Below are 24,721 nucleotides of genomic sequence, written 5' to 3' on the forward strand. Positions count from 1 at the left end.
CTGGTGGACGGATCAGGCGCGTGGCCGGGTCACGGTCACGTACCTCTACAACGACGGGGGTACCGGGAATGTTCCCGCGCCGATGATGTCGGTCACGATCCGTCGAGGAAACCCGCTCAGCCCGAGCCGGGGGTCTCCACCAGCACCGTGAACGGGCCGTCGTTGACCGAATGGACCTGCATCATCGCGCCGAAGACTCCCGTGGCCACCTCGAGGCCGCGTTCGCGCAGACCGTGGACCACGGCGTCCACCACGGGTTCGGCCACCTCGCCCCGAGCCGCTCTCGACCACGACGGCCGCCTGCCCTTCGCGGTCGACCCCATGAGCGTGAACTGGCTGACGACCAGGACGGGGGCGCCCACCTCCGCGGCGCTGCGTTCCTCCCGCAGGATCCGCAGGTCCGAGATCTTGCGGACCATCGTGGCGACGTCGGTCTCGTCGTCGTCGTCCGACACCCCCAACAGGACCAGCAGTCCGGGGCGTGACAGGGCCCCGACGACCTCACCGTCCACCGTCACCGACGCCTCGGTGACCCGGGAGACGACGGCCCTCATCCCGCCGCCCCTGCGGCCACGGCCGCGGCGACCCCCGGGGGCAGGAGGCCTGGCATCCCCGCCGGGACGACGAACCCGTGGAGGAACAGGTCGGCGACCACCCGGCGGACGGGGCCGGCGAGGGCGTCGGGATCCTCCCCGGCACCGACCGCGGCGAGCACCACCAGGTCCTCCAACTGCAGCGCGCCCGTCCGCGCCCCACGCAGGACGCTCGCGGTGAGCGGATCGATCTCGTGGCGCCACCGGGCGCCGGTGACCCGCTCCACCACGACGGTGGACGGACCGGGGGAGCCGACCTCGTCCGGCCCGGCGGGGGCGAGGGATTCGGAGAGGTGGAGGTGGACGTCCGGCGACACTGTGAAGACCGTGGCATCGAGGGCGCGCTCCTGTCCGCCGTGTTGCTCCGCGGCCTCCCGCAGCCACGCCGTGCGCGCGAAGTAGGCCTCCGCCTCGTCACCGAGGCCGTCGCCGAACGGGTGCGTGAGGTCCTCGCACAGGACGGACGACGGCCCGTCGATCCGCCGGAGGTAGACGTAGCCGAACCCGATCCCGGCCACACCCTCCTCGGCGAAGTGGTCCAACCAGGCGTCCGCGGCCCGCGTGGTGGCCTCGTCGCGTGGGTCCATGCCCTCGTCGGTGAGCCAGGTCCACACGTAGAGGCCGGGGTCGGAGACGTCCCGCCGCACGATCCATGCGTCGACGCCCTCGGCCGGCACCCACGACGACACGTGGGCCCGCCAGTCCGAGTCCTCCCGCTCCACCCAGGACGCCAGCAAAACCGCGGTGCCACCGTCGGCCAGATGCTGCGGCGCGCCCGACACGACCGTCCGACTGGCACCGTCGAGCTTCAGGCCGGACTCGCGGTAGGAGTGCCCGGTCTCGGGCGGGCCCACCACGAACGGGGGATTGGCGACGATACGGTCGAACCGGCGCCCCGCCACGGGCTCGAACCACGGACCGTGCAGGAGCTCCGCACGCTGGCCGTTGATCGCCAGGGTGGCGGCCGCCAACTCGAGGCACCGAGGGGTGATATCGGTCCCGGTGACGGTTCGGGCGGACCCCGACGCGTGGACCATCTGGATCCCACACCCGGTGCCGAGATCCAGGACCGACCCGGTGGTGGACGAGGGCGTGACACGCAGCAGCGAGAGCGTCGCCTGCCCGACCCCCAGGACATGGTCCGGCCGGGTCGTGGTGTGGACCATCGACCCGTCGACGTCCGCGAACACCCAGCGGGCCCCGTGCCCGGTGTCGACCGGACGCAGGTCGATCTCCGCACGCAGGGAGGCACCGTCGTCGATCGCGGTCCACAATCCGGCGGAGACGCCGTCCCGCACGTCGACCCCGGGCAGGGTCGCGGCGACCTCGGAGCGGGGGAGCGGATCGCCCAGGACGAACAGCCGCACCAGGGTCCCGACCCCCTCGCGTCACGCGCGTGACGGCGGACCGTCGCGGCATCCGATCTGTCCAGGGCCGAGACCGCCTCGGGCCCCAGCGCGCGCTCCAGTCCCTCCACCGTGTAGTCGTGCCGCCGGAACGCCTCGGCCAGCGCGGGCGCGAGTTCGGCGAGGGTCGGGTTCGGGCTGCTCACGTGTCGAGGTCGCTCTCGTCGGTGGACGGCGTGGGGGCGGTGCGGTCGGCGGGCGTGCCCGGCGCGGTGTCGGCCCGGGCGGCATCGGTGCCGGTGCCGCCGATGCCGCCGGCGCCGCGCCCGGACGGCGCGTCGGTCCCGGTGAGCCCGGGTGGCAGCGCATACGGGATGTTCGACGACAGGCGACCCGCCGTGTAGGTGCGGGCCTGTCCCTTGGGCAGGGGAGGCCGGTCATTGGCCCCGATGACGGCGATCCACGGGATCGGGATGGACCCCGCCACGATCGCCAGGGCGATCCACGGGTTGTTCCAGAGGGCCAGCGACCCCGCCGCCAGGAAGAGCGCGGGGATCCGGATACTCATCAGCAGGAAGTAGCGCTTCTTCCGAGCCGCCAGCTCGTCGTGGTACGACTCGCGCGCGCCCGTGATGAGAACGGGCCTCGAGGTGTCGTCCCGTTCCCCGGATCGCTGACGGCGGAAGTCGGGTGCCATGGGGCCCAAGGTACTCCGGCGTTGGCGCCGCGACGCCCGGGTGCGGCATCATGAGGGGGTGAGTACCACCCGGACGAAGACACTCGAGCGTCCCGAGGTCACGACGACCGAGGAGACGCAGGACGACGCACCCAAGTTCTTCCACTATGTGGACAAGAGCAAGATCGCCGAGAGCGCGGTCATGGGTTCCTACGTGATCGCCCTGTGCGGTGAGGTCTTCCCGGTCACCCGATCCGCGAAGCCCGGATCGCCGGTGTGCCCGGAGTGCAAGCGCGTCTACGAGACCCTGAAGCCTGGTGAGTGATCCCGGCGCGGTCCCGGGCCCAGACGAACAGACCGCAGAACATTCCACCCCGCCGGCCGGGGGTGCGTCGCTGCGCGCCTGGCAGCGCACCGCGCTGCGCAAGTACCTCATGGCGCGGCCGAAGGACTTCCTCGCCGTGGCGACCCCGGGCGCCGGCAAGACGACGTTCGGCCTGAGAGTCGCCTCCGAACTGCTCGCCGACCGCACGGTCGACGCGATCACCGTGGTGGCCCCCACCGAACACCTCAAGTACCAGTGGGCCGCCTCGGCCGCGCGCGCGGGCATCGCCCTCGACCCCGAGTACTCCAACACCTCGGGCGCGCTCGCCCCGGAATACCACGGCGTGGTGGTGACATACGCCCAGGTGGCCGCGCACCCGTTCAAGCACCGGGAACGCACCGCGTCCCGGCGCACCCTGGTGATCCTCGACGAGATCCACCACGGTGGTGACGCGAAGAGCTGGGGCGACGCGATCCGCGAGGCGTTCGAGGACGCGGAGCGCCGCTTGTCGTTGACCGGCACCCCGTTCCGGTCCGACGACAGTCCCATCCCGTTCGTCACCTACGAGCCCGACGGGCAGGGACACCAGCGCTCCAAGGCCGACCATTCCTACGGCTACGCCGATGCTCTGGCCGACGGCGTCGTCCGCCCCGTGGTGTTCCTCGCCTACTCGGGCGAGGCCCGGTGGCGCAGCAACGCCGGCGAGGAGTTCTCGGCCCGCCTCGGCGAGCCGCTGAGTGCCGACCAGACGTCCCGTGCCTGGCGCGTCGCCCTCGACCCCCACGGTGACTGGATGCCCGCCGTGCTCCAGGCGGCGCACACCCGGCTCCGGCAGATCCGCGCCGGCGGAGTGCCCGACGCCGGCGGTCTGGTGATCGCCACCGACCAGGAGCGCGCCCGCGAGTACGCGGCGCTCCTGACGGAGATCACCGGTACCCCGCCGACCGTCGTCCTCTCCGACGACCCGACCGCCTCGAGTCGGATCGGTACCTTCTCCGACTCCACCGACGAGTGGATGGTCGCGGTCCGGATGGTCTCCGAGGGCGTCGACGTGCCACGACTGAGCGTCGGCGTGTACGCCACCAGTGCCTCGACACCCCTGTACTTCGCGCAGGCGATCGGGCGGTTCGTCCGGTCCCGTCGGCCCGGGGAGACCGCGTCGGTGTTCCTCCCGTCCGTACCCGTGCTGCTGCAACTGGCTTCGCAGATGGAGGCGCAGCGCGACCACGTCCTGGGCAAGCCCCACCGGGAGGAGGGGCTGGAGGACCAGCTGCTCGCCCAGGCGAACCAGCAGCAGGACGAGAACACCGAGGACGACGAGGACCGCGGTTACATCTCCCTCGGCGCCGACGCAGAGCTCGACCAGATCGTGTACGAGGGCTCGTCCTACGGCACGGCCACATTCGCCGGCAGCGAGGAGGAGGCCGACTACATCGGGCTCCCCGGGCTGTTGGGCGCCGACGATGTCAAAGCCCTGCTGCGGCGGCGCGAGAAGGAACAGATCAAGCGCACGTCCGCCCAGTCCGCCTCCGGGGCGGGGTCGGTCGCGGTCGTGGGCGCCGACCCGGCGGTGTCCGGGGCGACCATCCCCGGCAACGCCGCCGGACCCGGCGCGCACGCCGGCGCGGCCGCGGAGCGGGTCGCCTCCGCCGCCGAGCTCAAGGACCTGCGGCGTCAGCTCAACACCCTCGTGTCGGTGTACTCGGGTCGCCTGGGCAAGTCGCACGGGGCGATCCACACGCAGCTCCGCAATGCGTGCGGCGGCCCGCCCGTGCCGATGGCCTCCGCCGAGCAGATCCGCGAGAGGATCACCCTCCTGCGGAGCTGGTGACCGGCGGCGTGGGGTAGGCCCCGAGCGCAGGATACGCAAGAGAACGCCCCGGCCGCACTGGCCGGGGCGTTCTTGTCGGACGGGAGCTCAGGTGCCGTTCGTCGTCTCTCCCAGGCTAATGCCGGAGATCGTATGCCCCCGTCCCTCCCGGGTGTCCCGGACACGTCGCGGCCCCGTCGGGCGAGCACAACGGGGCCGGAGAATGCGTAAAAGGGCTCAGTCCAGGTAGTCGCGCAGCACCTGGGACCGCGACGGGTGGCGCAGCTTCGACATCGTCTTGGACTCGATCTGCCGGATCCGCTCGCGCGTGACCCCGTAGACCTGCCCGATCTCGTCGAGGGTGCGCGGCAGCCCGTCGGTGAGGCCGAAGCGCAGCCGCACCACGCCCGCCTCACGCTCGGACAGCGTGTCGAGGACGGAACGGAGCTGGTCCTGCAGGAGTGTGAAGCTCACGGCGTCCACGGCCACCACGGCCTCGGAGTCCTCGATGAAGTCACCGAGCTGCGAGTCGCCCTCGTCGCCGATGGTCTGGTCGAGCGAGATCGGCTCCCGGGCGTACTGCTGGATCTCCAGCACCTTCTCCGGCGTGATGTCCATCTCCTTGGCGAGCTCCTCGGGGGTGGGCTCGCGGCCCAGGTCCTGGAGCAGCTCACGCTGGATACGCCCGAGCTTGTTGATGACCTCGACCATGTGCACCGGGATACGGATGGTGCGGGCCTGGTCGGCCATCGCGCGGGTGATGGCCTGCCGGATCCACCAGGTGGCGTAGGTCGAGAACTTGTAGCCCTTGGTGTAGTCGAACTTCTCGACCGCGCGGATCAGACCGAGGTTGCCCTCCTGGATGAGGTCCAGGAACGCCATGCCGCGGCCGGTGTAGCGCTTGGCCAGCGAGACGACGAGTCGCAGGTTGGCCTCGAGCAGGTGGTTCTTGGCGCGGACGCCGTCGCGCTCGATCCATCGGTAATCACGCTTCTGCGCGGTGGTGAGCTTCTCCCCGCGCTCGGCGACCTGCGCCTGGAACCAGGTGGCGTACAGGCCGGCCTCGATGCGCTTGGCCAGCTCGACCTCCTCCTCGGCGTTGAGGAGGGCGACCTTGCCGATCTGCTTGAGGTACGCGCGTACGGAGTCGGCGGAGGCGGTCAGCTCGGCGTCCTTGCGCGCCTGGCGCAGGGCCTCCGACTCGTCCTCGTCCCAGACGAAATCGCCCGACGCCTTGTCCTTGGCGGTGGGCTCTTCCTTGGTCTCCTCGTCCGCTTCGACGTCCTCGACGTCGACCTCGACGTCCTCCAGCTCGGAGGTGTCCGGCTCGGCCTCGGGAGCATCGGTCGGCTCTTCGTCGACCTGGTCGCCGTCGACGCCCTCGGGCTTCGTCGGGGCGGCGGTCTTCTTGGCCGCCGTTTTCTTGGCTGCGGTCTTCTTGGCGGCCGCCTTCTTCGCCGGGGCCTTCTTGGCGGCGGTCTTCTTGGCCGCCGTCTTCTTCGCGGGCGCCTTGCGCGCGGCGGTCTTCTTGGCGGGGGCCTCGCCAGCGACCTCGCTGTCCAACGGATCGCCGCTCGCCGCGGAATCCGAACTGGTGGTCTTCGTGGCTGCCACAAACGCCCCTTCACAACCGGTTACTTGATGGGAATCGGGGATCGATGCCGCCTTCTGCAGACACTCGAGCCGTCCGCCTTGCGGTACCGGGCCCGTCCCCGGCCGGTACGTGTTCCCGGCGTGGGCCATTGTAACGAGATTCTGGTCGGGGGGTCGCATCCGGCGGGGTTGGTCCGCGTCAGTCCTCGTCGTCTGGTAGTGCCCCGCCGAGGTCGAGAACGCCCGAATGGCCGGCCGCGTACACCGCTGCGCCGATGATCCCGGCGTCGCCGCGCCGGACCGCGGCCCGCACCGGGGTCCGGTTCTCGAGGAGAGGGAACCACTCGTCGGCGACCTCGCTGACCCCGCCGCCCAGGACGAAGGCGCGGGGCCACAGGAGGTCCTCGATCGAGCGCAGCACGTTGGACACGTGGGGGGCCCATTCGGCGAAGCTCAGGCCGTCGCGGGACCGGACCGCGGCGGAGGCCAGGTGCTCGGCCTCGTCGAATCCGCGTCCGGCGATGTCCTCGACGATCACGTGACCGAACTCGGAGTTCGGCAGCAGTCTCCCGTCGAGCAGAAGGGCGGAGCCGATGCCCGTACCGAAGGTCAGGAGGATCACCAGCCCGTCGATTCCCTCGCCGGCGCCGTAGTGCACCTCGGTGAGGCCGGCGGCGTCGGCATCGTTGAGCATGAGCACGGTGCGGCCGGGGAGATGCCGGTCGAACAGCTCCGCCACGTCGCACCCGATCCACGATTTGTCGATGTTGTGGGCGACCCGCGCCACCCCCTCGTGGATGACGCTGGGCAGGGCGACCCCGACCGGGCCCGTCCAGTCGAACTCCTCGGTCATCTCGCGGATGGTCTGCGCGATCGCGTCGGGCGTGGCGGGCTGGGGGGTGCCCCGCACGACTCTGTCCCCGATGAGTTCGCCGCGTGCGAGGTCGACGAGCCCCACTTTGATCCCGGTGCCGCCCACATCGACGCCGAGGCCTGTGGGAGTGCCCGGTGGGAGGTCGGTCGCTGCGGGGGTGGGGACGGACATGTCGGGCTCCTGGGTGGCGGGACGTACACGGGCGCGGCGTGGGTCGTCGGGCGCCCGCGTCGTCGGGGCACGATGGGCGTGGGGCGCCCGCCAGGGTATCCGTCGGTCGCGCCGCCGGGCGGGATCATCGCCGGAGGGGCACCGGGTGACGACAGTGGGTGAGGACGATGTGGGATACGACCATGTGGGATACGACCATGTGGGATACGACGACGAGGAGACGCACATGACGGGGCGGGGGACAAACGCGGCGGTCGGCCGACCGGGCCCGGAGTTCATCGACGACTTGCTGGCCCTCGCGCTGCGGTTCGCCTCTTCCGGCGGTGACGTGGCGCGGCGAATGCTGGCCGAGTTCGACACGTCTGGTCTGGACTCGCGCTCCAAGACCTCGGCCACGGATCCGGTGACCGTCATCGACACCTCGGTGGAGCAGCATCTGCGCGGGGAGATCGAGTCCAGCCGTCCGGGTGACCGGGTGCTGGGCGAGGAGGGCGGCGAGGAGTCCGGTTCGGCCGACGCCCCGGGTGGCCGGGGAGGCGTGCGCTGGATCGTCGACCCGGTCGACGGGACCGTCAACCTGCTCTATGGCATCCCGTTCACGGCGGTGTCGGTGGCCGCGGAGGTGGACGGCGTCGTGGTGGCGGGGGCGGTGCACAACATCGTCACCCGTGAGACGTGGTCGGCAGGCCTCGGCCGCGGGGCGACCCTGCGGGAGGCCGACGGCACGTCGAGGGCGCTGCGGACCTCGGCGTGCGTGGACCTGTCCCTGTCACTGGTCGGTACCGGCTTCTCCTACGACGCCGGGATCCGGGCCGAGCAGGGTCGGGTGGTCGCGGGCCTGCTGCCGCGCGTACGGGACATCCGGAGGTGTGGGTCGGCGGCACTGGATCTGTGCATGGTCGCCGGTGGCCGGCTGGATGCCTACTACGAGCGCGGGTTGAAGCCGTGGGACTACGCTGCCGGGGCCCTCGTCGCGGGCGAAGCCGGTGCGATGGTAACCGTGTCGGACGACCCCGCGGTGCCGACGACCGCTGCATCGCCCGGCGTGGCGGAGGACTTCCTCGGTGCGCTCGACCACCTGTCGGCCGGGGTCAACAGCTGACCATGCGGGCCGCGTCGAGTTCGGCGGAGATGGGCTGACGCCCGACCTCGAGTTCGTCGAGTGCCCCCACCGCCTCCGTCGAGTCGGACAACCGCGAGAAGATCGTGCCCAGTGCGAGGTCGACCGTGTTGTCCTCACGGCCGTCCCTCACCAGTTGCATGCACGGCGCCGCGAGCGAGAGTGACCGCGCGGCCGCCTGCCCCGCGTCGCCGTAGCGGATCTGTCCGTGGCACTCGAGGGCCGGCCCGTAGATCGGGTCGTTGCCGATGGCGTTCGAGCCGGCGGGCTGGAATCCGCGTTCGGCGAGTTGAGCGGCCACGGCTCCGGCCTGGCCGCTCTGCCCGTTCGCGTTCAGCACGCGGACGCGGGTCTCGTCCAGTAGTGCCGGCTCGACCCCGTCGAGGGCGTCCGCGGGCTGGTCACGGAGGCCCGCGTCCTCGGCCGCGGGGGGTACCGGACACGCCGCGGCCTGTGTGGCGGCGTCATTTCCCCGCAGTGCGGTGGCCCAGACGAGTGCTCCCAGCACCAGCGCCACCACTACGAACAGGACGTAGGCGGAACGCAGACGGTGTATCCCCCGGGTGGGGGTCGGACTCGGTGTCGCCTGGGTGCTGAGGTGGACGACCATGAGGGCCTTTCCTGCAGGTGGACGGAGTGAGAGCCCCTCTGGGCCCTGACCCATCACTGTAAACGCCCGGCGCCTGTCGGCCCGGTCGCCGCACTGGCGGATGCCGCGGATGAAAATGGCGGGTAATTCCGTTACTATGCGTGCGCTGGTCAGTCCGTGACCGGCCCGCGCGCCCCCCACTCAGACCCGCAGAAATGAGACTCATGGCAACCGACTACGACGCCCCCCGCCGGACCGAGGCAGACGAGCTCACCGGTGATTCGCTGGAGGAGCTGAAGGCCCGGCGTGCAGAGGGAGCGACCGGCGAGGTCGACGTGGACGAGACGGACACCGCCGAGTCCTACGAACTGCCCGGCGCCGACCTGTCCGGTGAAGAGCTCACGGTGCGGGTCGTGCCGGAGCAGGACAACGAGTTCACCTGTGGCGAGTGCTTCCTGGTCCATCACCGCAGCCGATTCGCGGAGGAGCGGGACGGCATGCCGATCTGTGTGGACTGCGCAGGCTGAACCGTCACCGCGCGGCGGGCGGGACCGATCAGCTGTAGTGGTTGTCCGGTAACGCCGCCGCGAGCCCTTCGGGGTCACGCGTGCTGATGAGCCAGTACGGTGTGGGATCCATCGGGTCGTCGAGGACCACGATGACCATCGTGGGAATGTACCCCCGGTGGACGACGAACGCCTCGGGGTCGAGTTGGCGCCCCATCGCGGCCTGCTTGGCGGTGGCAGGCACCACGGCGCTGCGGGCGATGGCGTCGAACGGCAGGCGGGCCTGCCCCGCGTAGAGGGTGCCCCCTCCCTGTCCATCGGACTCGACCTCGATCTTCACGCGTCCGACCGAGATGAACAGCCAGGCGAGCAGCGCGGGGACGACGACCGCCAGTAGCCACAGCCACCACCTGGCGTCGAGCACGATCGCCTGGGCGACCACCACGAAGGTGACCACGGCGAGTACGGCCCACCACCATGCCGGGACCCGGAGGGTTTCGGAGTGGACCGGACGCGGAGTGCGATCGGGGGGCGGGCGGAGATCTTCTTCGGTCACGACATCAAGACTATCGAGCAACCGGGCCGGGCCCGGCAGGAGGGCGAGAGGCCATGAGCGATCCGGACGACGAGAACGGCACCGGCGGGGTGCTACGGGTACGCCGTCTGGACCGTGGGCTTCCCCTTCCGGTCCGGGCACACGCCACGGATGCGGGAATCGATCTGCACGCCGCGCACGACTGTGAGCTGGCGCCGGGGCACCGGGCCCTGGTGGGCACGGGGGTGGCGGTGGCGGTCCCCGCGGGCTACGTGGGCCTGGTCCATCCGCGGTCCGGCCTCGCGGCACGGGCGGGTCTGTCGATCGTCAACGCCCCGGGGACGGTCGACGCCGGCTACCGGGGGGAGATCAAGGTCAACCTCGTCAACCTGGACCCCACGGAGCCGGTCCGTATCGGACGTGGTGACCGCATCGCCCAGTTCCTGGTCCAGCGCGTCGAACTGTGGGATGTGGTGGAGGTCGACGAGCTCGGCGAGACCGACCGGGGTGAGGGCGGCCACGGGTCGACGGGCGGGCACCACCGCCTGACCTGACCGGCGTCCACCTCGTTGGGTAGCGTCGACCCGAGACGGTCCCGTTCGGGGCCGGGTCGCACGGGGAGAGGATTTCCACCATGTTCGGACGAAAGAAGCCGGTGACCGGGGCCCGCGACGCCACCACGGCCACCGAGCAGGAGTCGCAGACCCCTTCCACGACGGGGCCTCATGACCGCTCGTCCGTCGGTGACGTGCCCGGGTACTACACCTCGCTCGGCTACGGCCACATCGATCTCGGTTCGCTGGTCATCGGAGTTCCCAAGGGACGTGACCTGAACGTCGCACTGGACCCCAACGGTCAGCCCGAGTTCCATGTGGTCACCCAGGTCTCGCGGGTCATCCCACGCGCGTTCGCCGCGCCCAAGTCCGCGGGTCAGTGGCGGACGATGGTGACGGGAATGCGCGAGCAGCTCGAGCAACAGGGCGCGGACGTCTCCGTCGAGGACGGGCCGTGGGGGCGTGAACTGGTGGCGGTGATGCCGGGAGCCGTTTTCCGCGCGATCGGGGTCGACGGCCACCGTTGGACCGCCGAGGTGCGGATCATGGCCACCCCCGAGCTGGCGGACCAGGCTGCGGAGGAGGGCCGCGAGGTCTTCCAGCACCTGCTCATCCATCGCGGGGACGGCCCCATGCCGGTTCGTGAGCAGCTACCGCTCACCATTCCGGACGAGATCCAACAAGCACTGACGCAGGCGCAGTCCCAGCTGGCCGCGCAGCAGCAGGCACAGGCGTACCAGCAGCAGATGGCGGCAGGCCAGACCGGCCAGCCCGGCAGTGCCGGCCAGACGCGCCAGCCAGGCCCTGCCGGCCAGACTCAGGCCCAGTCGCCGGCATCGCAGGAGGCTCGGGCATCCCGGAACCCCCAGGCGCAGCCTGCCGCTCCCGCGGCGTCGCCCGCGCCGGACAGTGCCCCCAGGGCGCCGCGGAGAGACGGTAGCGCGATGGACAGGCTCCGTGACGGGGACGACGACCTGTGAGGTTTCCCGACCAGCGAGCGGGGGGGTGACCGTGCCGTTCCCCCGAACGCTCCGGGCATTGACCGCCCGGCTCACCGATCCGGTGGAAATGCTCGACGCGGCTGACCTCGCCGGCCGGGTGCACCGTACCGGATGCTCGCATGTCGCGACTGTGTCGCGTGGGGATCACGTGACCCTGACGGGGCGTGTCCGCACCGTCCTGACATGTGGGGGAGAGGACTTCCTCGGTCTCACCGCCGAGGTCTTCGACGGCACGGGCGCGGTCGAGGTGTGTTGGCTCGGGCGACGCACCGTTCCGGGCATCGACACCGGCCGGTGCCTCCGTGTCACCGGACGGGTCGGCGTCCGGCACGGACACAAGATCATGTTCAACCCGCGTTATGAGCTACTGGACGAGCAGCCCCGCACCGCCGTGGAGGAGTCGCGTGACCGAGTCTGAACGGGCGACCCTGCAGAAGACCGGTGCGACGCGCCGGAAATCGTCCTTCGGGGACCCCGACGCGTCCCTGATCGATCAGATGGGCGGGATCCGGGGGCTGGTGTACTCGTCGATCCCGATTCTCACGTTCGTCCCCCTCAACGGGATCTGGGGGCTGACCGCCGCGATCTGGGGTGCGCTGGGCGTCGCCGTGGCGATGTTGGCGTGGTCGCTGGGGCGTCACGAGAACCCGCAGCCCGCGATCTCGGGTTTCATCGGTGTCGCCATCTGCGTCTTCATCGCCTGGCGGACCGGCGACGCCAAGGGTTATTTCCTCTACGGGATCATCACCCAGGCCGTGTACGGCGCGGCGTTCGCGATCTCCGCGCTCGTCCGCTGGCCTCTGGTCGGAGTGATCTGGGGATTCCTCGACGGCAGGGGGATGGCCTGGCGCCGGATTCCGGCGGCCCGGCGGTGGTATACGGTCGCGACGTCGTTCTGGGCCGGACTGTTCGCCATCCGAGCCGTCCTGCAATACGCGCTGTACCTCAATGACGAGGTCACCTGGCTCGGTGCCGCGCGCATCGGCATGGGATGGCCGTTGGCACTCGTGGCCTTCCTGGGAACCGTCTGGGCGGTCCGACGGGCCTCGACGCACGAGAAGGAGATGCTGCACGAGGCTGACGCTGACGCCGGGGCCCCGGCGTCACCCGAGGACGAGACCGGCGGCGCCTGACGCTCCGCTACGCGGGACGGGACAGCCCCGGCGACCGGATGGTCGTCGGGGCTGTCCGGTTGCTTCGCGAGCGATGGACGACGTCGGCGGGGGGTCAGACCGCCGCGGTCGCGGCGCGGGAGAAGTCGCTCGGCCCGGTGATCGCCCGGTAGGCGTAGACCGAGGCGAGTGTGGTGACCGGAATCGCCACGAACAGGCCGACGAGCAGTGCCAGCGCGCCCACCACGAGGATGAGGACGTTGAGGAGGGCGAGTGCGAAGAGGTTGCCGGCGTCCGACTTGATCGCGTTGAAGCTCGAGACGATCGCGTCTGTGGCGGTCATGTTGCGGTCGACGACGAAGTACTGCGTCCAGTACAGGAAGAACGCCACGACGAACGCGCCGATGATGAAGCCGATGAGCCCGACGAACGTCGCGATCCCGACGAGGATCGCCGCGACGACGAACCAGCCGAAGTTGTGCAGTTTGAAGAAGTCGCCGATAGCGGGCCTGTGTCCGTCCACCTCGAGCAGGGCGCCGCGCAGGATGAACGCCTGGAACAGCAGTCCGACGACGAAGGAGATGATCTGGGCCAGGAACACCACCGCGAGAGACTCGGAGTTCGCGAGCTGCCCCGCGATACTGCCGACCACCACGCTCGCCAGGGTGATGAGAACCCAGGGCAGCGGGTTGTTCTTGAACAGCTGCCAGCCGGCACTGACCGCGTCGGTCGCGGACACCTTGCCCGTCATGACCGGGCCGCCGCCCGGACCGCTCTGCCCGTACGCACCGCCGTAGGCGGGATCGCCGAAGGACTGGTGGCCATAATTCTGCTGGCCGTAGCCCTGTTGCCCGTATGCCTGGCCGGGGTAGGGCTCGTGACCTTGACCCTGCCCCGGGTAGGGCTCCTGGCCGTAACCCTGCCCCGGGTAGGGCTCCTGACCCTGCGTCGGGCCGTAATTCTGGTTCCCGTGGCCCTGTTCCCCGTAACCCCGGCCCCAGTTCGGCTCGCCCGGGCCGGAGTTGGACGGATCGTTCGGAAAGCCGTCCCCTGACGGGGTACCTCCGGTAGTCATGACGTCTCCAGATCGCTAGGTGCGCCGCGAAGGATTTCCCCGGCTCTACATACGAACCTAGTGCCGGGGAGTGCTTTGCGGGAGGGGCAACTCGCCGCGCGCCCGCAACCGGAAGAGACGACAGGGCCCCGCTGACGCGCGGTCAGCGGGGCCCGTGTTCACCGGGGGAGGGTGAGGATCAGATGTTTGCGTCGATCTCGACGGCCTGTGCGACGCCGGCGACGGTGCCGGCGATCTTCACCGCCTCCCAGGCCTGCTCCTTGGTGATGCCCTCCTTGCGGATGACGGCATCGTGAGCGGCAGTACAGTTCTCGCAGCCGTTGATCGTGGAGACGGCCATCGACCACAGCTCGAAGTCGGCCTTCTCCACGCCCGGGTTGGCGATGATGTTCATCCGCAGGCCCATGCGGACCTGGGTGTAGTCATCGCCCAGGAACTCCTTGGCGCGGTAGGCCACGTTGTTCATCCCCATGATCGAGGCGGCGCCGAGGGCGGCGTTGAACGCCTCGTCCGACAGGTGCTGGCGGGCCTCGTCCGCGATCTCTGACAGGACGGTCGCCGACTTGGTCGCAGCGGCGGTGGCGAGGAACGTCCCCCAGAGCTGCTGCTGGTTCAGCTCGGTGGATCGCGCGAGCGAACCCAGGTTCAGCTTGAGATCCTTGGCGAACTCGGGGAGTCCGGACTTCAGGTTCTCAATGCTCACTTTATGCCCTCCTGCAGCATGTCCATCTTGTTGATGTTCTTCGTCGGGTCGTTCTTCTGCCAGTTGCAGGCGCAGACCTCGGACGACTGGAGGGCGTCGAGGACGCGGAGAACCTCGTCCACGTTGCGGCCGACAGCGTCCGGGGTGACCGAGACGAACTGGATGACGTTGTCCGGGTCGACGATGAAGGTGGCACGATCTGCGACGCCGTCGGCGTTCTCCACGCCGAGAGCGCGGATGAGCTCGTGCTTGATGTCCGACAGCAGCGGGAACGGCACGGTCTTGAGCTCGTCGTTGGTCGCACGCCAGTTGAAGTGCGCGAACTCGTTGTCGATGGAGCCGCCGAGGATCTGCGTGTCGCGGTCCTGGAAGTCCTCGTCGAGCTTGCCGAACGCGGCGATCTCCGTGGGGCAGACGAAGGTGAAGTCCTTCGGGTAGAAGAAGATCACGCGCCACTTGCCCTCGTAGGACTGGTTGGTGACGGTCTCGAAGTAGTCCTCCGGCTGCTGGGCGTTGACCGCCTGCAGGTCACCGCCCTTGAGTGCGGTGAGTTCGAAATCGGGGAACTGGTCGCCGATGGTGAGAATAGCCATGTGATCCTCCTGAGGATGTGCCTGTGTCGGACGGACGAACCCGACTATGCCCCACTTCCTATGAGAGGTAAAGCCGATGAGAGGTAGATCACTCATAGGATTGTGCAAATAATCATCGACTTCTGGTTATCGCCGGGCATAGACTCATCGACATGGCCGATCATCGGTTCGTTCCGAGTCTCATGCAGCTCCGGGTGTTCCTCGCGGTGGCGGAGCGGCTGCACTTTCGTAGCGCCGCGGAGGACCTCGGCATGAGCCAGCCCTCGCTGTCCCAGGCCCTGGCGACGCTGGAGGACGGGCTCGGTCTCCACCTGGTCGAGCGCAGCACCCGCTCCGTCCTCGTCACCCCCGCGGGTCACCGGCTCCTGCCGTACGCCCGGGCCGCGGTGACCGCGATGGACGCGGTGGCGGACGCGGCGGCGGGAAGCGACGGGCCGTTGTTCGGCTCGCTGCGCATCGGGGTCATCCCGACGGTGGCTCCCTATCTCTTGCCCGGGCTGCTGCCCGCACTGGGGGAGCGGTTCCCGGACCTGCGACCGAGGGTCGTCGAGGATCAGACGGCCAGGCTCCTGGACGGACTCCGGAGCGGCGTGATCGACCTGGCGATCATGGCCGTCCCCACGGACGCTGTGGGGGTGGCCGCCACGCCGCTGTACAGCGAGCCCTTCGCGCTCCTCGTGCCCGCGGATCACGAACTCGCGGGCAGAGAGGGGTTGCCCTTGGAGATCCTCGTCGACCAACCGCTGCTGATGCTCGACGAGGGGCACTGTCTGCGCGAACAGACGGTGGAACTGTGCCGCCGGGTGTCCGCCCCCGTGTTGGGCAGAGGGGAGTCCCGAGCCGCATCGCTGACCACCGCGGTTCGGTGTGTGGCGGGTGGTCTGGGCGTGACGCTCGTCCCCGAGTCCGCGGTCGGTCCCGAGACCCGGGATCCGGGGATCGCGGTCGCGAGGTTCGCTGATCCCGTCCCGGGCCGCACGATCGGATTGGTACTGCGCAGCGCCACCGCGGGAGCGGAAGCCTACGGCGAGTTCGGCAGAGTCGTCGCCGAGGTGGCCGTAGACCAGTTCGACGCGGCCCCGGTGTGACGAGTCCTCAGCTCACGTCCTCAGGTCACTAGATCGCCCACGGGGGACGCCAGGTCCTCCAGTGTGTCGACGGCGGCGAGGAATCTCGACCTGAGGCCCTGTGTGCGCTCCGTCCACTTCTTCTGGAACGCGACGAACTCGGCCCGACCCTCGCTGGTCTCCACCCGGATCGGTCGGAGCCCCCAGGAGGAGAGATCGTAGGGGGAGGACCGCATGTCCACCTCCCGCGCGTCGAATGCCGCCGCGAGGGAGTCCAGGAGGAGTTCCCCCGGTGCTCCCGCCTCCACCGTCGCGGTGTGGGCGTAGATGTCCATTCCGGCGTGGAGACAGGCAGGCTGCTCCAGTCGGAGTTGGTCGTCCCGGGTCAGCGGATCCTGGTTGCGGGGGACGGCGGCATCGGTGAAGAAGCGGAAAGCGTCGAAGTGCGTGCACCGCAGGCGGGAACCTCGGACGACCTCGTCGATCCGCTCGTGTGGGAGCCGCAGGGGTACCCGGCCGTGCCGGACGTCCCCCTGTCCGGTCTCGTACAGCATCGCCCATTCGTGCAGACCGAAGCATCCGGTGGCGCCCCGGCGGGACGCGGTGGACGCGATCACGTCACGTGCCCGTGTGATCCTGCCGCCGGCGCGTCGCCACACCGAGGGTGCGTCGACCACGAGCCCCTCTCGGCCGGCCACACTCTCCCGGCGGTAGTGGCGCCAGTCCTGACGTTCGGTCAGGTGGGCGTTCTCCAGTAGGACACCCGGGCCCGGGTGCCACCGTCGGACGGTGGCGACGCTGGTCCGGTAGTACGTGAAGAGGAAGTCGACGACCGGGTGTTGCTCGCCCCTGCGACGTCGCTCCAGGTGGTCGGTGGTGAGACGGTCGACCCTGTCGTGGTGTCGCTGTTCGCGAACGCGCCACAGCTCTTCGGGAACGACGACCGGGGCACCGACTCGATGACGGTTCCGTCGCCGCGCCGAGGTCACGAGCGTTTCTTCCGTTTGGGGCGGTGAACCCGGGACTGCGTCGGACGTCGGGGTTGCGAGGGGCGGCGGGACCGCTCCGACGGTGCGGGTGCCCTGCGGGTACGTGGCAGGACGATCTCCGGGCCGAACAGCGCGTCGATGACCCGCTCCGCGTCGGACCGGGAGGTGTCGACGATCTCGACCGTCATGCCGGCCGAACGTGCCTGGTCGGCGACCTTGGCGACCTCGAAGGGACGGAGAACCGCGGCGACGACGCCGGCCCGGGCGTCGCCTCGACCGGTTCTCCCGGAGCGGTGGACGAGGTCGTCCATCGAGTGCGGTGGGCCCACGTGCACCACGTGTCCGATGCTGTCGATGTCGAGGCCCCGCCCCGCCAGGTCGGTGCTCACCAGGACCCTCACCGCGCCCGATGCCAGATCGGCGAACGCGGCCGCCCGGCGGGTGGGGGAGGCGGACCCCGCGACCCCGGCAGCGGTGACGCCGGTGTCGGCGATTGCCGAACGCAGGGGCTCCACGGCGTCCCGTCTGGGGACGAAGAACAGGCCACGGGTGCACCGTGCCGCCAGGCGGACCACCAGACGGTCCGGGTCCGGGGTCGAGAGCACCACCAGTCGACGAGGTGCCCCGGCCGCCTCGGAGTCGCCGCGGGTGGGGGCCGACGACGGGAGCGGTGAGTGCTCCACGCGGTGCACCCGGAGTCCCGGGCGTGTGCGTTCCAGAATCGACTCGATGTCGTCGTCGGCCGTGGCGGTGGTCGCCACGAGGCCCGCGCCGACGCAGTCGGCGAGAAGGGCCTCTGTCTGCTCGGCGAAGGACGGACCCAGCAGTTGATCGGCTTCGTCGAGCACCACCAGGTCCACACCGTCCAGGGACAGGGCCGAGGCGCGGACCAGGTCGGCGAGACGCCCGGGGGTCCCGACGGCCACGTCGACCGGAGCTATGAGCGCGCGCCGGTCCCGTTTGAGGGGTTGTCCCCCGACGAACGAGGCGATCTTCAGCCCGGCGCCCGCGCCCACCGCGGCGAGGACCTCGGCGTTCTGCTCGGCCAGTTCGCGAGTGGGGGCGACGACCAGGGCGCGGGGCCGGCCGGTCAGGCTCGGTGACCCGGCGAGGCGGTGGGCCACCGCGATGGCGAACACCAACGTCTTGCCCGATCCGGTGGGGGCGACGGCCAGGAGGTTCGCGCCCCCGACGGCATCCGCGAGGGCGGCGGCCTGGATCGGGGTGGGCGTCCCCGGAACCAGACCCGACACGGCGTGCCGGATCGGGACCGCGACTCCCAACTCCTCGAGCAGGCGGCCCAGTTCCCCGGGCCGCGGGCCGGTCAGGCCCGCACCTCTGAACGGTCGCCGCTCCAGAGGGTGTGGTAGCTCCCCTCTCGATCGGTGCGCTGGTAGGTGTGCGCGCCGAAGAAGTCACGCTGGCCCTGGATGAGCGCGGCCGGCAGGCGTTCGGTCCGGAGGCCGTCGTAGTAGGCCAGGGCGGCGGAGAACCCGGGTGCGGGGATCCCTGCGGTCACCGCGGTCGTCACGACCCGGCGCCAACTGTCCACGCAGTCGGACAGGGCCTCGGCGAAGTACGGCGCGGCGAGGAGTGAGGGGAGATCGCCGTTCTCGGCGTACGCCTCGCGGATGCGGTCGAGGAACGTGGCGCGGATGATGCAACCCCCGCGCCAGATGGTGGCGAGGTCACCGCGCGCCACGTCCCAGCCGTGCTCGGCGTTGGCAGCGGTGATCTGATCGAACCCCTGGGCGTAGGCGATGACCTTGGACGCGTAGAGCGCCTTGCGCACGTCCTCCACGAAATCGGGGCCGATCCCGGCGGGAGTGGATACGGAGCCCGCGGGCAGGGCCCGACCGGCTTCGCGCTGCGGAACCGAGCTCGAGAGGGCTCGCGCGAACACCGCCTCGGCGATACCGGTGACGGGGACGCCCAGGTCGAGAGCGGACTTGACGGTCCAGCGACCGGTGCCCTTCTGTCCGGCCCGATCCACGATCACGTCCACCAGGGGGGCGCCGGTCTCGGCGTCCGCCTGGGCGAGGACCTCGGCGGTGATCTCGATGAGGTAGGAGTCGAGTTCGCCTGTGTTCCAGTCGCGGAATGTATCGGCCATGGCGGCCGGCTCGATCCCGGCCACGCCCCGGAGGAGATGGTAGGCCTCGCCGATGAGCTGCATGTCCGAGTATTCGATGCCGTTGTGGACCATCTTGACGAAGTGCCCCGAGCCGTCCTCGCCGACATGGGTACAGCAGGGGATGCCGTCGACCTTCGCCGAGATGTCCTCGAGCATCGGCCCGACGACCTCATAGCTGGAGGCGGGGCCGCCCGGCATGATGGACGGTCCCTCCAGGGCCCCTTCCTCGCCGCCGGAGATCCCGGCACCGATGAACCGGATTCCGCGCGCGGCCATGGCCTTCTCGCGCCGGATGGTGTCCGTGTACAGGGAGTTGCCACCATCGATGATGATGTCGCCCTCGTCGAAGGCATCGGCGAGCGCGTCGATCACTGCATCGGTGGGTGCGCCGGCCTGGACCATGACCAGTGCCCGACGGGGGGAACGCAGCGCTGCCGCGAACTCCTCGATCGTCTCGGTGCGGACGAAGTCCCCGTCATCGCCGTGCGCGCCGAGCAGTGCGTCGGTCTTCCCCGCGGAGCGGTTGTGGACGGCGACCGTGTACCCGTGCCGGGCGAAGTTGCGGGCGATGTTCGAGCCCATGACGGCGAGACCGGTCACACCGATATCGGCGGTTCCGGCAGTGTCGGAGGTGGGCGTCGCGCCTTCGCGTTCAGTACTCATGGGGTTCAGAGTAGTCGACGCCCCCGGGCTGGTCGGACCTGCGGTGATGGGTGCGGACACTCACCGCGCGGCTGAACACCACCTGTGCTTTTGCTGACAGATCAGACGTGCACTGAGTGCACCGTTTGGCCGAACCGGGCGAAATCCCTTGGTTACGGACAGGTGTCTGTTGTAACACTTAATACCGGCCGGATGACCTGGGCCACTGCGGATCGGGGGGTCGGATCGCGGTGCCGGGACGTACTTCGTAGGGACGGAACGGCCGTGCAAGGGAACCGACTAGGGGGAAGACCAGACATGACCGGCTCAACGCTGCCCACGCAGTTGATGGGGACACGCACCGTGTTCGACGACACGGTGGAGGCGCTCGGCGGCTTTCGCGCGGGCTATCCCAAGTTCTACTCGATCGCTGATCTGGGCACGCAGTCGCGACGTCGGTGGGTGCCGCTCGAGCAGGCGGTCGACAGTGGGCGGGTGGAACTCATGTTCCGTAACCACTTCGCGGAGTCCGGCGATATCCGTTTCTCGACCTACCTCGTGGCGGAGGCATTCACCCACGGTGTCCTCGGCAGGGCCGTGGCCAGTTTCGTCACCATCGGCAGGGTGTGGGACACCGGCGCCGAGAACATGGCCGTGCGAACCGACATCGAGGGCGGCCTGGACTGGGCGGGCGTCCGCGACACCACCCTGAGGGTGCTGCCCGACGACCCCGTCGCGGGTTCGCCCGGCACCGTGATCCTGCCCTGCGAGCAGGCATTGGCGCAGTGGCTCGCCTGCCGGTCGCGCGCGACACTGACGACGGTGTTCGAGGGGCTGTCGGCGGTGAGCAACTGCAGTGTGGAGACGCTGTGGTCGATGGCGGGCGAGTGCGTCCTCGGCGCCGCGACGATCGTCCCCACGTTCGCGGAGACCAGTCAGGAGACCGGCTACCGTCGCGGGCAGATGGTCCTGCAGGCTCTCCACGACTCGGGCCTGGCGGTCCGGCGACGGAGCCGGCTCCCACGCACCCCCGGTGCCGGGCCGATCCCCGTGCGGGACCGCGGTTGGCGATCGGTCCGCTGAGCGTCGTAGGCGCGCTGCGCGTCGAGGGAGTCGCGACGGGCGCCCGTCCCCGCGGGTAACGTTCCGTCCCGGACGCCCGGGCACGCCGGGCCGGGGAAAGAGGTCGGATGTCCGAGGCGGCTCGTAGCGAATTCATCGACATGATCCGTTCCCATTCCGGGACCGGGTTCGGCGGCGGGATCGGGATGGAATACACCGAGGTGACGCCCGACAAGGTGGTCGTCACGGTGACGGTGGGGCCGCATCTCCACCAGCCCTACGGGATCGTCCATGGCGGTGTGTACTGCGCGATCGCGGAGGAGGTCGCGAGTATCGCCGGCGCGGTGTGGCTCGGTGGCGAGGGCAAGGTGGTCGGTGTCAACAACTCCACCGACTTCCTGCGCGCCGTCACGGAGGGCACCCTCACGGCGACGGGCACGCCCGTCCACCGCGGCCGCTCACAGCAACTCTGGCGGGTCGAGATCGAGGACGACCGGGGGCGCACCGCAGCGGTCGGGCAGGTACGGCTCGCGAATCTCCAGTAAGCGGGCAGGGAAGCGTCTGAGACCGGGAGAACTCCCTGGCAGAGAGAAAGACGCGCCCGGCGGGTGGATCCCGCCGGGCGCGTCGCCGTCTCGCCCCGGTCAGTCGGTCGTGGCCGAGGCGGACGCCGACTGCTGCGCCTCGACGCGGGACCGCTCGGCCGACTGGAGTGCGGCCGCCTCGTCCGCAGCCACCCGCTCGATGGCCTGGCGCGCGTAGACCCACTGCTTGGTGGAGGTCAGCTGCGACCGGTGGTCGCCGCCCATGTGCATGCCCCACGAGAACATGGTGGTGATCCGGTTCTTGAAGCCGATCAGGTAGGCGAGGTGGACCACCAGCCACATGACCCAGGCGATGAAGCCCGAGATCTCGATCGGTCCCATCTTCACGACTGCGCTGTAGCGCGACACCGTGGCCATGGACCCCTTGTCGAAGTACTTGAACGGCTTCCGCTCGGCTGGGGTCCGGCCCTTCTCCACCTCGGCCATGATCTGCTTGGCCGCATATTTGCCGCCCTGGATGGCGACCTGCGCGACACCGGGCAATCCGTCGAGGCTCATCATGTCGCCCACGACGAAGATCTCCGGGTGACCGGGCAGTGAGAGGTCCTTGTTGACCAGCACGCGCCCGGCACGGTCGATCTCCGCATCCGTCTGGTCGGCGAGTTGCTTGCCGAGCGGGCTGGCCTTGACGCCCGCGGACCAGATCTTGCACGAGGCGTCGATCCGGCGGACCGAATCGTCCGGGTCCTTGACCTCGATGCCCTGGTAGTCGACGTTGGTGACCATGGCGTTGAGCTGGATCTCGACGCCCATCTTCTCCAGCCGAGCGCGGGCCGCGTTGCCGAGGTTGTTGCCGAACGGGGGCAACACGGCCGGGGCGGCGTCGAGGAGGATCACGCGTGCGGACGCCGGATCGATGCGGCGGAAGCTGTCCTTCAGGGTGTGCTGGGCGAGCTCGGCGACCTGACCCGCCATCTCGACCCCGGTCGGGCCGGCCCCGACGATGATGAAGGTCAGCAGCCGGCGGCGCTCCTCCTCGTCGTCGATGACCTCGGCCTGCTCGAAGCAGCCGAGGATGCGGCTGCGCAACTCGAGCGCATCGTCGACGGTCTTCATCCCCGGCGCCCACCGCTCGAAGTGGTCGTTCCCGAAGTAGGACTGGTTGGCCCCCGCGGCGACGACCAGGCTGTCGTACTCGAGATCGAAGTCGATGTGTCCTGCCGAGGCGTGGATCCTCTTCCCGGCCACGTCGATCGTGTCGACATCACCCAGGACCACGGTGGCGTTCTTCTGATCCCTCAGGATGAGTCGCGTCGGCGGGGCGATCTCGCCCACGGAGAGGATGCCGGTGGCCACCTGGTACAGCAGGGGCTGGAACAGGTGGTGGCCGGTCCTGGCCACCAGGGTCACGTCGACGTCCGCTTTGGCGAGCTGCTGCGCGGCGAACAGACCGCCGAAGCCGGAGCCGACGATGACGACGCGGTGCCGGCGGCCGGCCGGTGCGGTGGCTGTGACCTGGTCGGTTGCGGGCTCGGTCATGGCGTCTCCTGATGAGGCTGGTGGGTTGAGGGGCTCGGTGGCCTCGTCGGTCTGGGGCCCGCGCGGGATGACGCCGGGCACGGGTCCCCAGGATAGTGCTCCGCCTGACCCCGTGCACAGGTAGCCGCACCGCACGCGGGTGGGTGGCCCCCCGCCGCGCCTGACCGGGCGGACGCGCAGGCGACGGTACCGTCCACTTGACGAGAGCCCCGGAGGGAGGGACAGGGTGGTCAGAGTCGAACCGCAGACCGTCGACCTCGAACGCTGGCCCGCGCTCGCGCCACCGTCCGGACCGGGGGGACAGCCCTCGGCGCTCGTCGCCCAGGCGCTCCGGCGGTCGGCGCGCGAGCTCGGGGTGCGGATCGACTACCCCGATTCGTCGGCGGCCGGAGAGTACGACGCCCCGGTGCGCGTGGTACTGCGCGAACCCGATCACTTCTGGGCCCGGCTGGCGGACGCTGGCGTGGTGGGGCTCGGCGAGTCGTTCATGGCGGGCGACTGGGCCACTCCGGACCTGTGTGCCGCCATTGCGGTGCTGGCCCCGTGGATCGCCTCGAACGCCGACTGCGCGCACCCTGGTGAACGCGCGTACGGCCGGGAGGGTCGCGGCCCCGCCGGTGGCGGTCGTCGGCGTGGCGGGCCGGTCGCCGTGGAACTGGAGGATTCGGTCCCCGGCGCGCTGACCTCGCTGTACACGGACGAGACGATGTCGACCGCGGGTGCAGTGTTCGCTTCCGGAGCGCGCACCCGTGCCCGGTTGGACGACGGGACCGGGGTGGTACGCCTCGAAGCGCCGGCGGCTCCGCCGCACCGCACCGACCTCGGCGACGCCCAACGCCGGGCCGCGGACACCCTGTTGACGCTGGCCGGGATCGGGGAGGGGACCCGTGCCCTGGTCGCCACACCGGGGTGGGGCGAACTGCCCATGAGGGCTGCCGAGCGCGGGGCGCACGTCCGAACCATGACATCGTCGACGGAGAGACTGGCGACGCTCGGGTCGAGGTTCACCGCGGCAGGTCTCGACGAGGAGATCTCGCTGTTCCTCGGAGCGCCGTCGGAAGTCGCGGGCGCGGTCGACTCCGTCGTCGCGGTGGACCCCGGCATCACCGCCGGATCCGCCGGGCACGCCGAGGTCCTCGCCGTGGCCGCCCGGCTTCTCGGCCCGGGGGGCCGTCTCGCCCTCCAGACGACGGTCTCACCGGGTCGGCCCACCCCGGCGGTCGTGGAGCTGGCCGCGTGGGAGTCCCGTTACGTGTCCGAGGCGGGGCCCCCGGTGGGGTGGTCGGAACTCGTCGAGATGGTCGACCGGGCGCCCTGTCTGACGCTCCGGGGGCGGGTGGAGATCACCGCTCATCATGCGGAGACCGTGCGCCTGTGGTCGGAGACGTTCGCGCAGCGCGGACGCGATGCCGCCGCGCTGGGGTTCGACGCCGTCTACCGACGGATGTGGTCGTTCCACCTGGCGGCCTTGGAGACCGGGCTCCGCAGTGGATGGGTCGAGTCGGTTCAGCTGCTCGCGACGGCCGGTGAGGCGGTCCGGCGGCGCGCGGACGGGCGCACGACATAG

At 70.2% G+C, this 24,721-nt stretch carries 26 protein-coding genes; 12 read left to right on the forward strand and 14 right to left on the reverse strand.

Annotation, left to right across the window (positions count from 1 at the left end):
* Positions 1 to 116: 116 nt before the first annotated feature.
* From dtd to OVA21_RS06370, 3 genes are all read right to left on the reverse strand, one after another.
* The gene (gene dtd, locus OVA21_RS06360; RefSeq protein WP_159148110.1) at positions 117 to 554 is read right to left on the reverse strand and encodes a D-aminoacyl-tRNA deacylase; all 438 of its coding nucleotides are present in this window, start codon (positions 552 to 554) and stop codon (positions 117 to 119) included.
* Entirely contained in the window at positions 551 to 1,960 is a 1,410-nt protein-coding gene (locus OVA21_RS06365) for a class I SAM-dependent methyltransferase (RefSeq protein ID WP_268092034.1), read from the reverse strand. Before OVA21_RS06365 ends, dtd begins: the two co-directional genes overlap by 4 nt.
* 181 nt (positions 1,961 to 2,141) lie before the next feature.
* Positions 2,142 to 2,636, reverse strand: a complete 495-nt coding sequence (locus OVA21_RS06370) for a DUF3099 domain-containing protein (protein ID WP_268092035.1) — start codon at positions 2,634 to 2,636, stop codon at positions 2,142 to 2,144.
* A 58-nt stretch (positions 2,637 to 2,694) separates the two neighbouring features.
* Here OVA21_RS06370 and OVA21_RS06375 point away from each other — a divergent pair, with 58 nt between their 5' ends.
* Both OVA21_RS06375 and OVA21_RS06380 read left to right on the forward strand, forming a co-directional pair.
* Entirely contained in the window at positions 2,695 to 2,940 is a 246-nt protein-coding gene (locus tag OVA21_RS06375) for a DUF3039 domain-containing protein (RefSeq protein ID WP_017837712.1), read from the forward strand.
* On the forward strand, positions 2,933 to 4,771 hold the full coding sequence (locus tag OVA21_RS06380; protein WP_268092037.1) for a DEAD/DEAH box helicase: 1,839 nt from the start codon (positions 2,933 to 2,935) through the stop codon (positions 4,769 to 4,771). Before OVA21_RS06375 ends, OVA21_RS06380 begins: the two co-directional genes overlap by 8 nt.
* Before the next feature lie 216 nt (positions 4,772 to 4,987).
* On the opposite strand, the gene OVA21_RS06385 is transcribed toward OVA21_RS06380, so the two are convergent.
* Positions 4,988 to 6,364: an RNA polymerase sigma factor gene (locus OVA21_RS06385; RefSeq protein ID WP_132063284.1), complete on the reverse strand. Its 1,377-nt coding sequence runs from the start codon at positions 6,362 to 6,364 to the stop codon at positions 4,988 to 4,990.
* A 178-nt stretch (positions 6,365 to 6,542) separates the two neighbouring features.
* The gene (ppgK, locus tag OVA21_RS06390) at positions 6,543 to 7,388 is read right to left on the reverse strand and encodes a polyphosphate--glucose phosphotransferase (protein WP_268092038.1); all 846 of its coding nucleotides are present in this window, start codon (positions 7,386 to 7,388) and stop codon (positions 6,543 to 6,545) included.
* A gap of 226 nt (positions 7,389 to 7,614) precedes the next feature.
* On the opposite strand from ppgK, the gene OVA21_RS06395 reads away from it, so the two are divergent.
* Positions 7,615 to 8,490: an inositol monophosphatase family protein gene (locus OVA21_RS06395; protein ID WP_067715889.1), complete on the forward strand. Its 876-nt coding sequence runs from the start codon at positions 7,615 to 7,617 to the stop codon at positions 8,488 to 8,490.
* Here OVA21_RS06395 and cei read toward each other — a convergent pair.
* The gene (gene cei / locus OVA21_RS06400; protein ID WP_159148255.1) at positions 8,480 to 9,118 is read right to left on the reverse strand and encodes an envelope integrity protein Cei; all 639 of its coding nucleotides are present in this window, start codon (positions 9,116 to 9,118) and stop codon (positions 8,480 to 8,482) included. The genes OVA21_RS06395 and cei overlap by 11 nt on opposite strands.
* A gap of 203 nt (positions 9,119 to 9,321) precedes the next feature.
* On the opposite strand from cei, the gene OVA21_RS06405 reads away from it, so the two are divergent.
* A complete protein-coding gene (locus OVA21_RS06405; RefSeq protein WP_067715850.1) occupies positions 9,322 to 9,624 on the forward strand; it encodes a DUF4193 domain-containing protein in 303 nt (100 codons plus the stop codon).
* A 28-nt stretch (positions 9,625 to 9,652) separates the two neighbouring features.
* On the opposite strand, the gene OVA21_RS06410 is transcribed toward OVA21_RS06405, so the two are convergent.
* Positions 9,653 to 10,159: a DUF3093 domain-containing protein gene (locus OVA21_RS06410; protein WP_120283141.1), complete on the reverse strand. Its 507-nt coding sequence runs from the start codon at positions 10,157 to 10,159 to the stop codon at positions 9,653 to 9,655.
* Between the two features lie 53 nt (positions 10,160 to 10,212).
* On the opposite strand from OVA21_RS06410, the gene dut reads away from it, so the two are divergent.
* The 4 genes from dut (at position 10,213) to OVA21_RS06430 (ending at position 12,826) form a co-directional block, all read left to right on the forward strand.
* A complete protein-coding gene (gene dut / locus OVA21_RS06415; RefSeq protein WP_120283143.1) occupies positions 10,213 to 10,692 on the forward strand; it encodes a dUTP diphosphatase in 480 nt (159 codons plus the stop codon).
* 80 nt (positions 10,693 to 10,772) lie between these two features.
* Positions 10,773 to 11,672, forward strand: coding sequence for a DUF3710 domain-containing protein (locus OVA21_RS06420; RefSeq protein ID WP_268092040.1), 900 nt, complete (start codon positions 10,773 to 10,775; stop codon positions 11,670 to 11,672).
* 31 nt (positions 11,673 to 11,703) lie between these two features.
* The gene (locus tag OVA21_RS06425) at positions 11,704 to 12,111 is read left to right on the forward strand and encodes an OB-fold nucleic acid binding domain-containing protein (RefSeq protein ID WP_067715891.1); all 408 of its coding nucleotides are present in this window, start codon (positions 11,704 to 11,706) and stop codon (positions 12,109 to 12,111) included.
* Between the two features lie 79 nt (positions 12,112 to 12,190).
* The gene (locus tag OVA21_RS06430; RefSeq protein WP_268093117.1) at positions 12,191 to 12,826 is read left to right on the forward strand and encodes a DUF3159 domain-containing protein; all 636 of its coding nucleotides are present in this window, start codon (positions 12,191 to 12,193) and stop codon (positions 12,824 to 12,826) included.
* A 94-nt stretch (positions 12,827 to 12,920) separates the two neighbouring features.
* On the opposite strand, the gene OVA21_RS06435 is transcribed toward OVA21_RS06430, so the two are convergent.
* From OVA21_RS06435 to OVA21_RS06445, 3 genes are all read right to left on the reverse strand, one after another.
* Positions 12,921 to 13,880, reverse strand: a complete 960-nt coding sequence (locus OVA21_RS06435) for a hypothetical protein (RefSeq protein WP_163375749.1) — start codon at positions 13,878 to 13,880, stop codon at positions 12,921 to 12,923.
* A 178-nt stretch (positions 13,881 to 14,058) separates the two neighbouring features.
* Positions 14,059 to 14,583, reverse strand: coding sequence for a carboxymuconolactone decarboxylase family protein (locus OVA21_RS06440; protein ID WP_067717410.1), 525 nt, complete (start codon positions 14,581 to 14,583; stop codon positions 14,059 to 14,061).
* Positions 14,580 to 15,176 (reverse strand): peroxiredoxin, encoded by a 597-nt coding sequence (locus tag OVA21_RS06445; protein WP_067717408.1) that lies wholly within the window; start codon positions 15,174 to 15,176, stop codon positions 14,580 to 14,582. The genes OVA21_RS06440 and OVA21_RS06445 overlap by 4 nt, the downstream gene beginning before the upstream one ends.
* 152 nt (positions 15,177 to 15,328) lie before the next feature.
* On the opposite strand from OVA21_RS06445, the gene OVA21_RS06450 reads away from it, so the two are divergent.
* A complete protein-coding gene (locus OVA21_RS06450; protein WP_067717406.1) occupies positions 15,329 to 16,264 on the forward strand; it encodes a hydrogen peroxide-inducible genes activator in 936 nt (311 codons plus the stop codon).
* A 20-nt stretch (positions 16,265 to 16,284) separates the two neighbouring features.
* Here the strand turns inward: OVA21_RS06450 and OVA21_RS06455 are convergent, their stop codons facing one another.
* From OVA21_RS06455 to gndA, 3 genes are read right to left on the reverse strand one after another with little or no spacing between them, the layout of a single operon-like run.
* A complete protein-coding gene (locus OVA21_RS06455; protein ID WP_240341282.1) occupies positions 16,285 to 17,232 on the reverse strand; it encodes a hypothetical protein in 948 nt (315 codons plus the stop codon).
* Positions 17,229 to 18,515, reverse strand: a complete 1,287-nt coding sequence (locus tag OVA21_RS06460; protein ID WP_240341283.1) for a DEAD/DEAH box helicase — start codon at positions 18,513 to 18,515, stop codon at positions 17,229 to 17,231. The genes OVA21_RS06455 and OVA21_RS06460 overlap by 4 nt, the downstream gene beginning before the upstream one ends.
* Positions 18,516 to 18,556: 41 nt before the next feature.
* On the reverse strand, positions 18,557 to 20,029 hold the full coding sequence (gene gndA / locus OVA21_RS06465) for an NADP-dependent phosphogluconate dehydrogenase (protein WP_268092042.1): 1,473 nt from the start codon (positions 20,027 to 20,029) through the stop codon (positions 18,557 to 18,559).
* Between the two features lie 297 nt (positions 20,030 to 20,326).
* Between gndA and OVA21_RS06470 the strand changes: the two genes are divergently transcribed.
* On the forward strand, positions 20,327 to 21,091 hold the full coding sequence (locus OVA21_RS06470; RefSeq protein WP_119191655.1) for a hypothetical protein: 765 nt from the start codon (positions 20,327 to 20,329) through the stop codon (positions 21,089 to 21,091).
* Between the two features lie 107 nt (positions 21,092 to 21,198).
* Entirely contained in the window at positions 21,199 to 21,615 is a 417-nt protein-coding gene (locus tag OVA21_RS06475) for a PaaI family thioesterase (protein ID WP_096905514.1), read from the forward strand.
* Between the two features lie 99 nt (positions 21,616 to 21,714).
* Here OVA21_RS06475 and OVA21_RS06480 read toward each other — a convergent pair whose 3' ends face one another.
* The gene (locus OVA21_RS06480; RefSeq protein WP_163375751.1) at positions 21,715 to 23,154 is read right to left on the reverse strand and encodes an NAD(P)/FAD-dependent oxidoreductase; all 1,440 of its coding nucleotides are present in this window, start codon (positions 23,152 to 23,154) and stop codon (positions 21,715 to 21,717) included.
* Positions 23,155 to 23,380: 226 nt separating this feature from the next.
* On the opposite strand from OVA21_RS06480, the gene OVA21_RS06485 reads away from it, so the two are divergent.
* Positions 23,381 to 24,721, forward strand: a complete 1,341-nt coding sequence (locus OVA21_RS06485) for a class I SAM-dependent methyltransferase (RefSeq protein WP_268092043.1) — start codon at positions 23,381 to 23,383, stop codon at positions 24,719 to 24,721.

This window comes from Dietzia sp. SL131, from assembly GCF_026672565.1.
GTDB classification, from domain to species: Bacteria; Actinomycetota; Actinomycetes; order Mycobacteriales; family Mycobacteriaceae; genus Dietzia; species Dietzia kunjamensis.

Bases quoted from the DNA above. Each gene is read 5' to 3' on its own strand.
- gndA (WP_268092042.1), bottom strand. From the start codon at position 20,029: ATGAGTACTGAACGCGAAGGCGCGACGCCCACCTCCGACACTGCCGGA.
- OVA21_RS06450 (WP_067717406.1), top strand. From the start codon at position 15,329: ATGGCCGATCATCGGTTCGTTCCGAGTCTCATGCAGCTCCGGGTGTTC.
- dut (WP_120283143.1), top strand. From the start codon at position 10,213: ATGAGCGATCCGGACGACGAGAACGGCACCGGCGGGGTGCTACGGGTA.
- OVA21_RS06435 (WP_163375749.1), bottom strand. From the start codon at position 13,880: ATGACTACCGGAGGTACCCCGTCAGGGGACGGCTTTCCGAACGATCCG.
- OVA21_RS06405 (WP_067715850.1), top strand. From the start codon at position 9,322: ATGGCAACCGACTACGACGCCCCCCGCCGGACCGAGGCAGACGAGCTC.
- OVA21_RS06480 (WP_163375751.1), bottom strand. From the start codon at position 23,154: ATGACCGAGCCCGCAACCGACCAGGTCACAGCCACCGCACCGGCCGGC.
- OVA21_RS06370 (WP_268092035.1), bottom strand. From the start codon at position 2,636: ATGGCACCCGACTTCCGCCGTCAGCGATCCGGGGAACGGGACGACACC.
- OVA21_RS06470 (WP_119191655.1), top strand. From the start codon at position 20,327: ATGACCGGCTCAACGCTGCCCACGCAGTTGATGGGGACACGCACCGTG.
- cei (WP_159148255.1), bottom strand. From the start codon at position 9,118: ATGGTCGTCCACCTCAGCACCCAGGCGACACCGAGTCCGACCCCCACC.
- OVA21_RS06475 (WP_096905514.1), top strand. From the start codon at position 21,199: ATGTCCGAGGCGGCTCGTAGCGAATTCATCGACATGATCCGTTCCCAT.
- OVA21_RS06395 (WP_067715889.1), top strand. From the start codon at position 7,615: ATGACGGGGCGGGGGACAAACGCGGCGGTCGGCCGACCGGGCCCGGAG.
- OVA21_RS06420 (WP_268092040.1), top strand. From the start codon at position 10,773: ATGTTCGGACGAAAGAAGCCGGTGACCGGGGCCCGCGACGCCACCACG.
- dtd (WP_159148110.1), bottom strand. From the start codon at position 554: ATGAGGGCCGTCGTCTCCCGGGTCACCGAGGCGTCGGTGACGGTGGAC.
- OVA21_RS06445 (WP_067717408.1), bottom strand. From the start codon at position 15,176: ATGGCTATTCTCACCATCGGCGACCAGTTCCCCGATTTCGAACTCACC.
- OVA21_RS06430 (WP_268093117.1), top strand. From the start codon at position 12,191: ATGGGCGGGATCCGGGGGCTGGTGTACTCGTCGATCCCGATTCTCACG.
- ppgK (WP_268092038.1), bottom strand. From the start codon at position 7,388: ATGTCCGTCCCCACCCCCGCAGCGACCGACCTCCCACCGGGCACTCCC.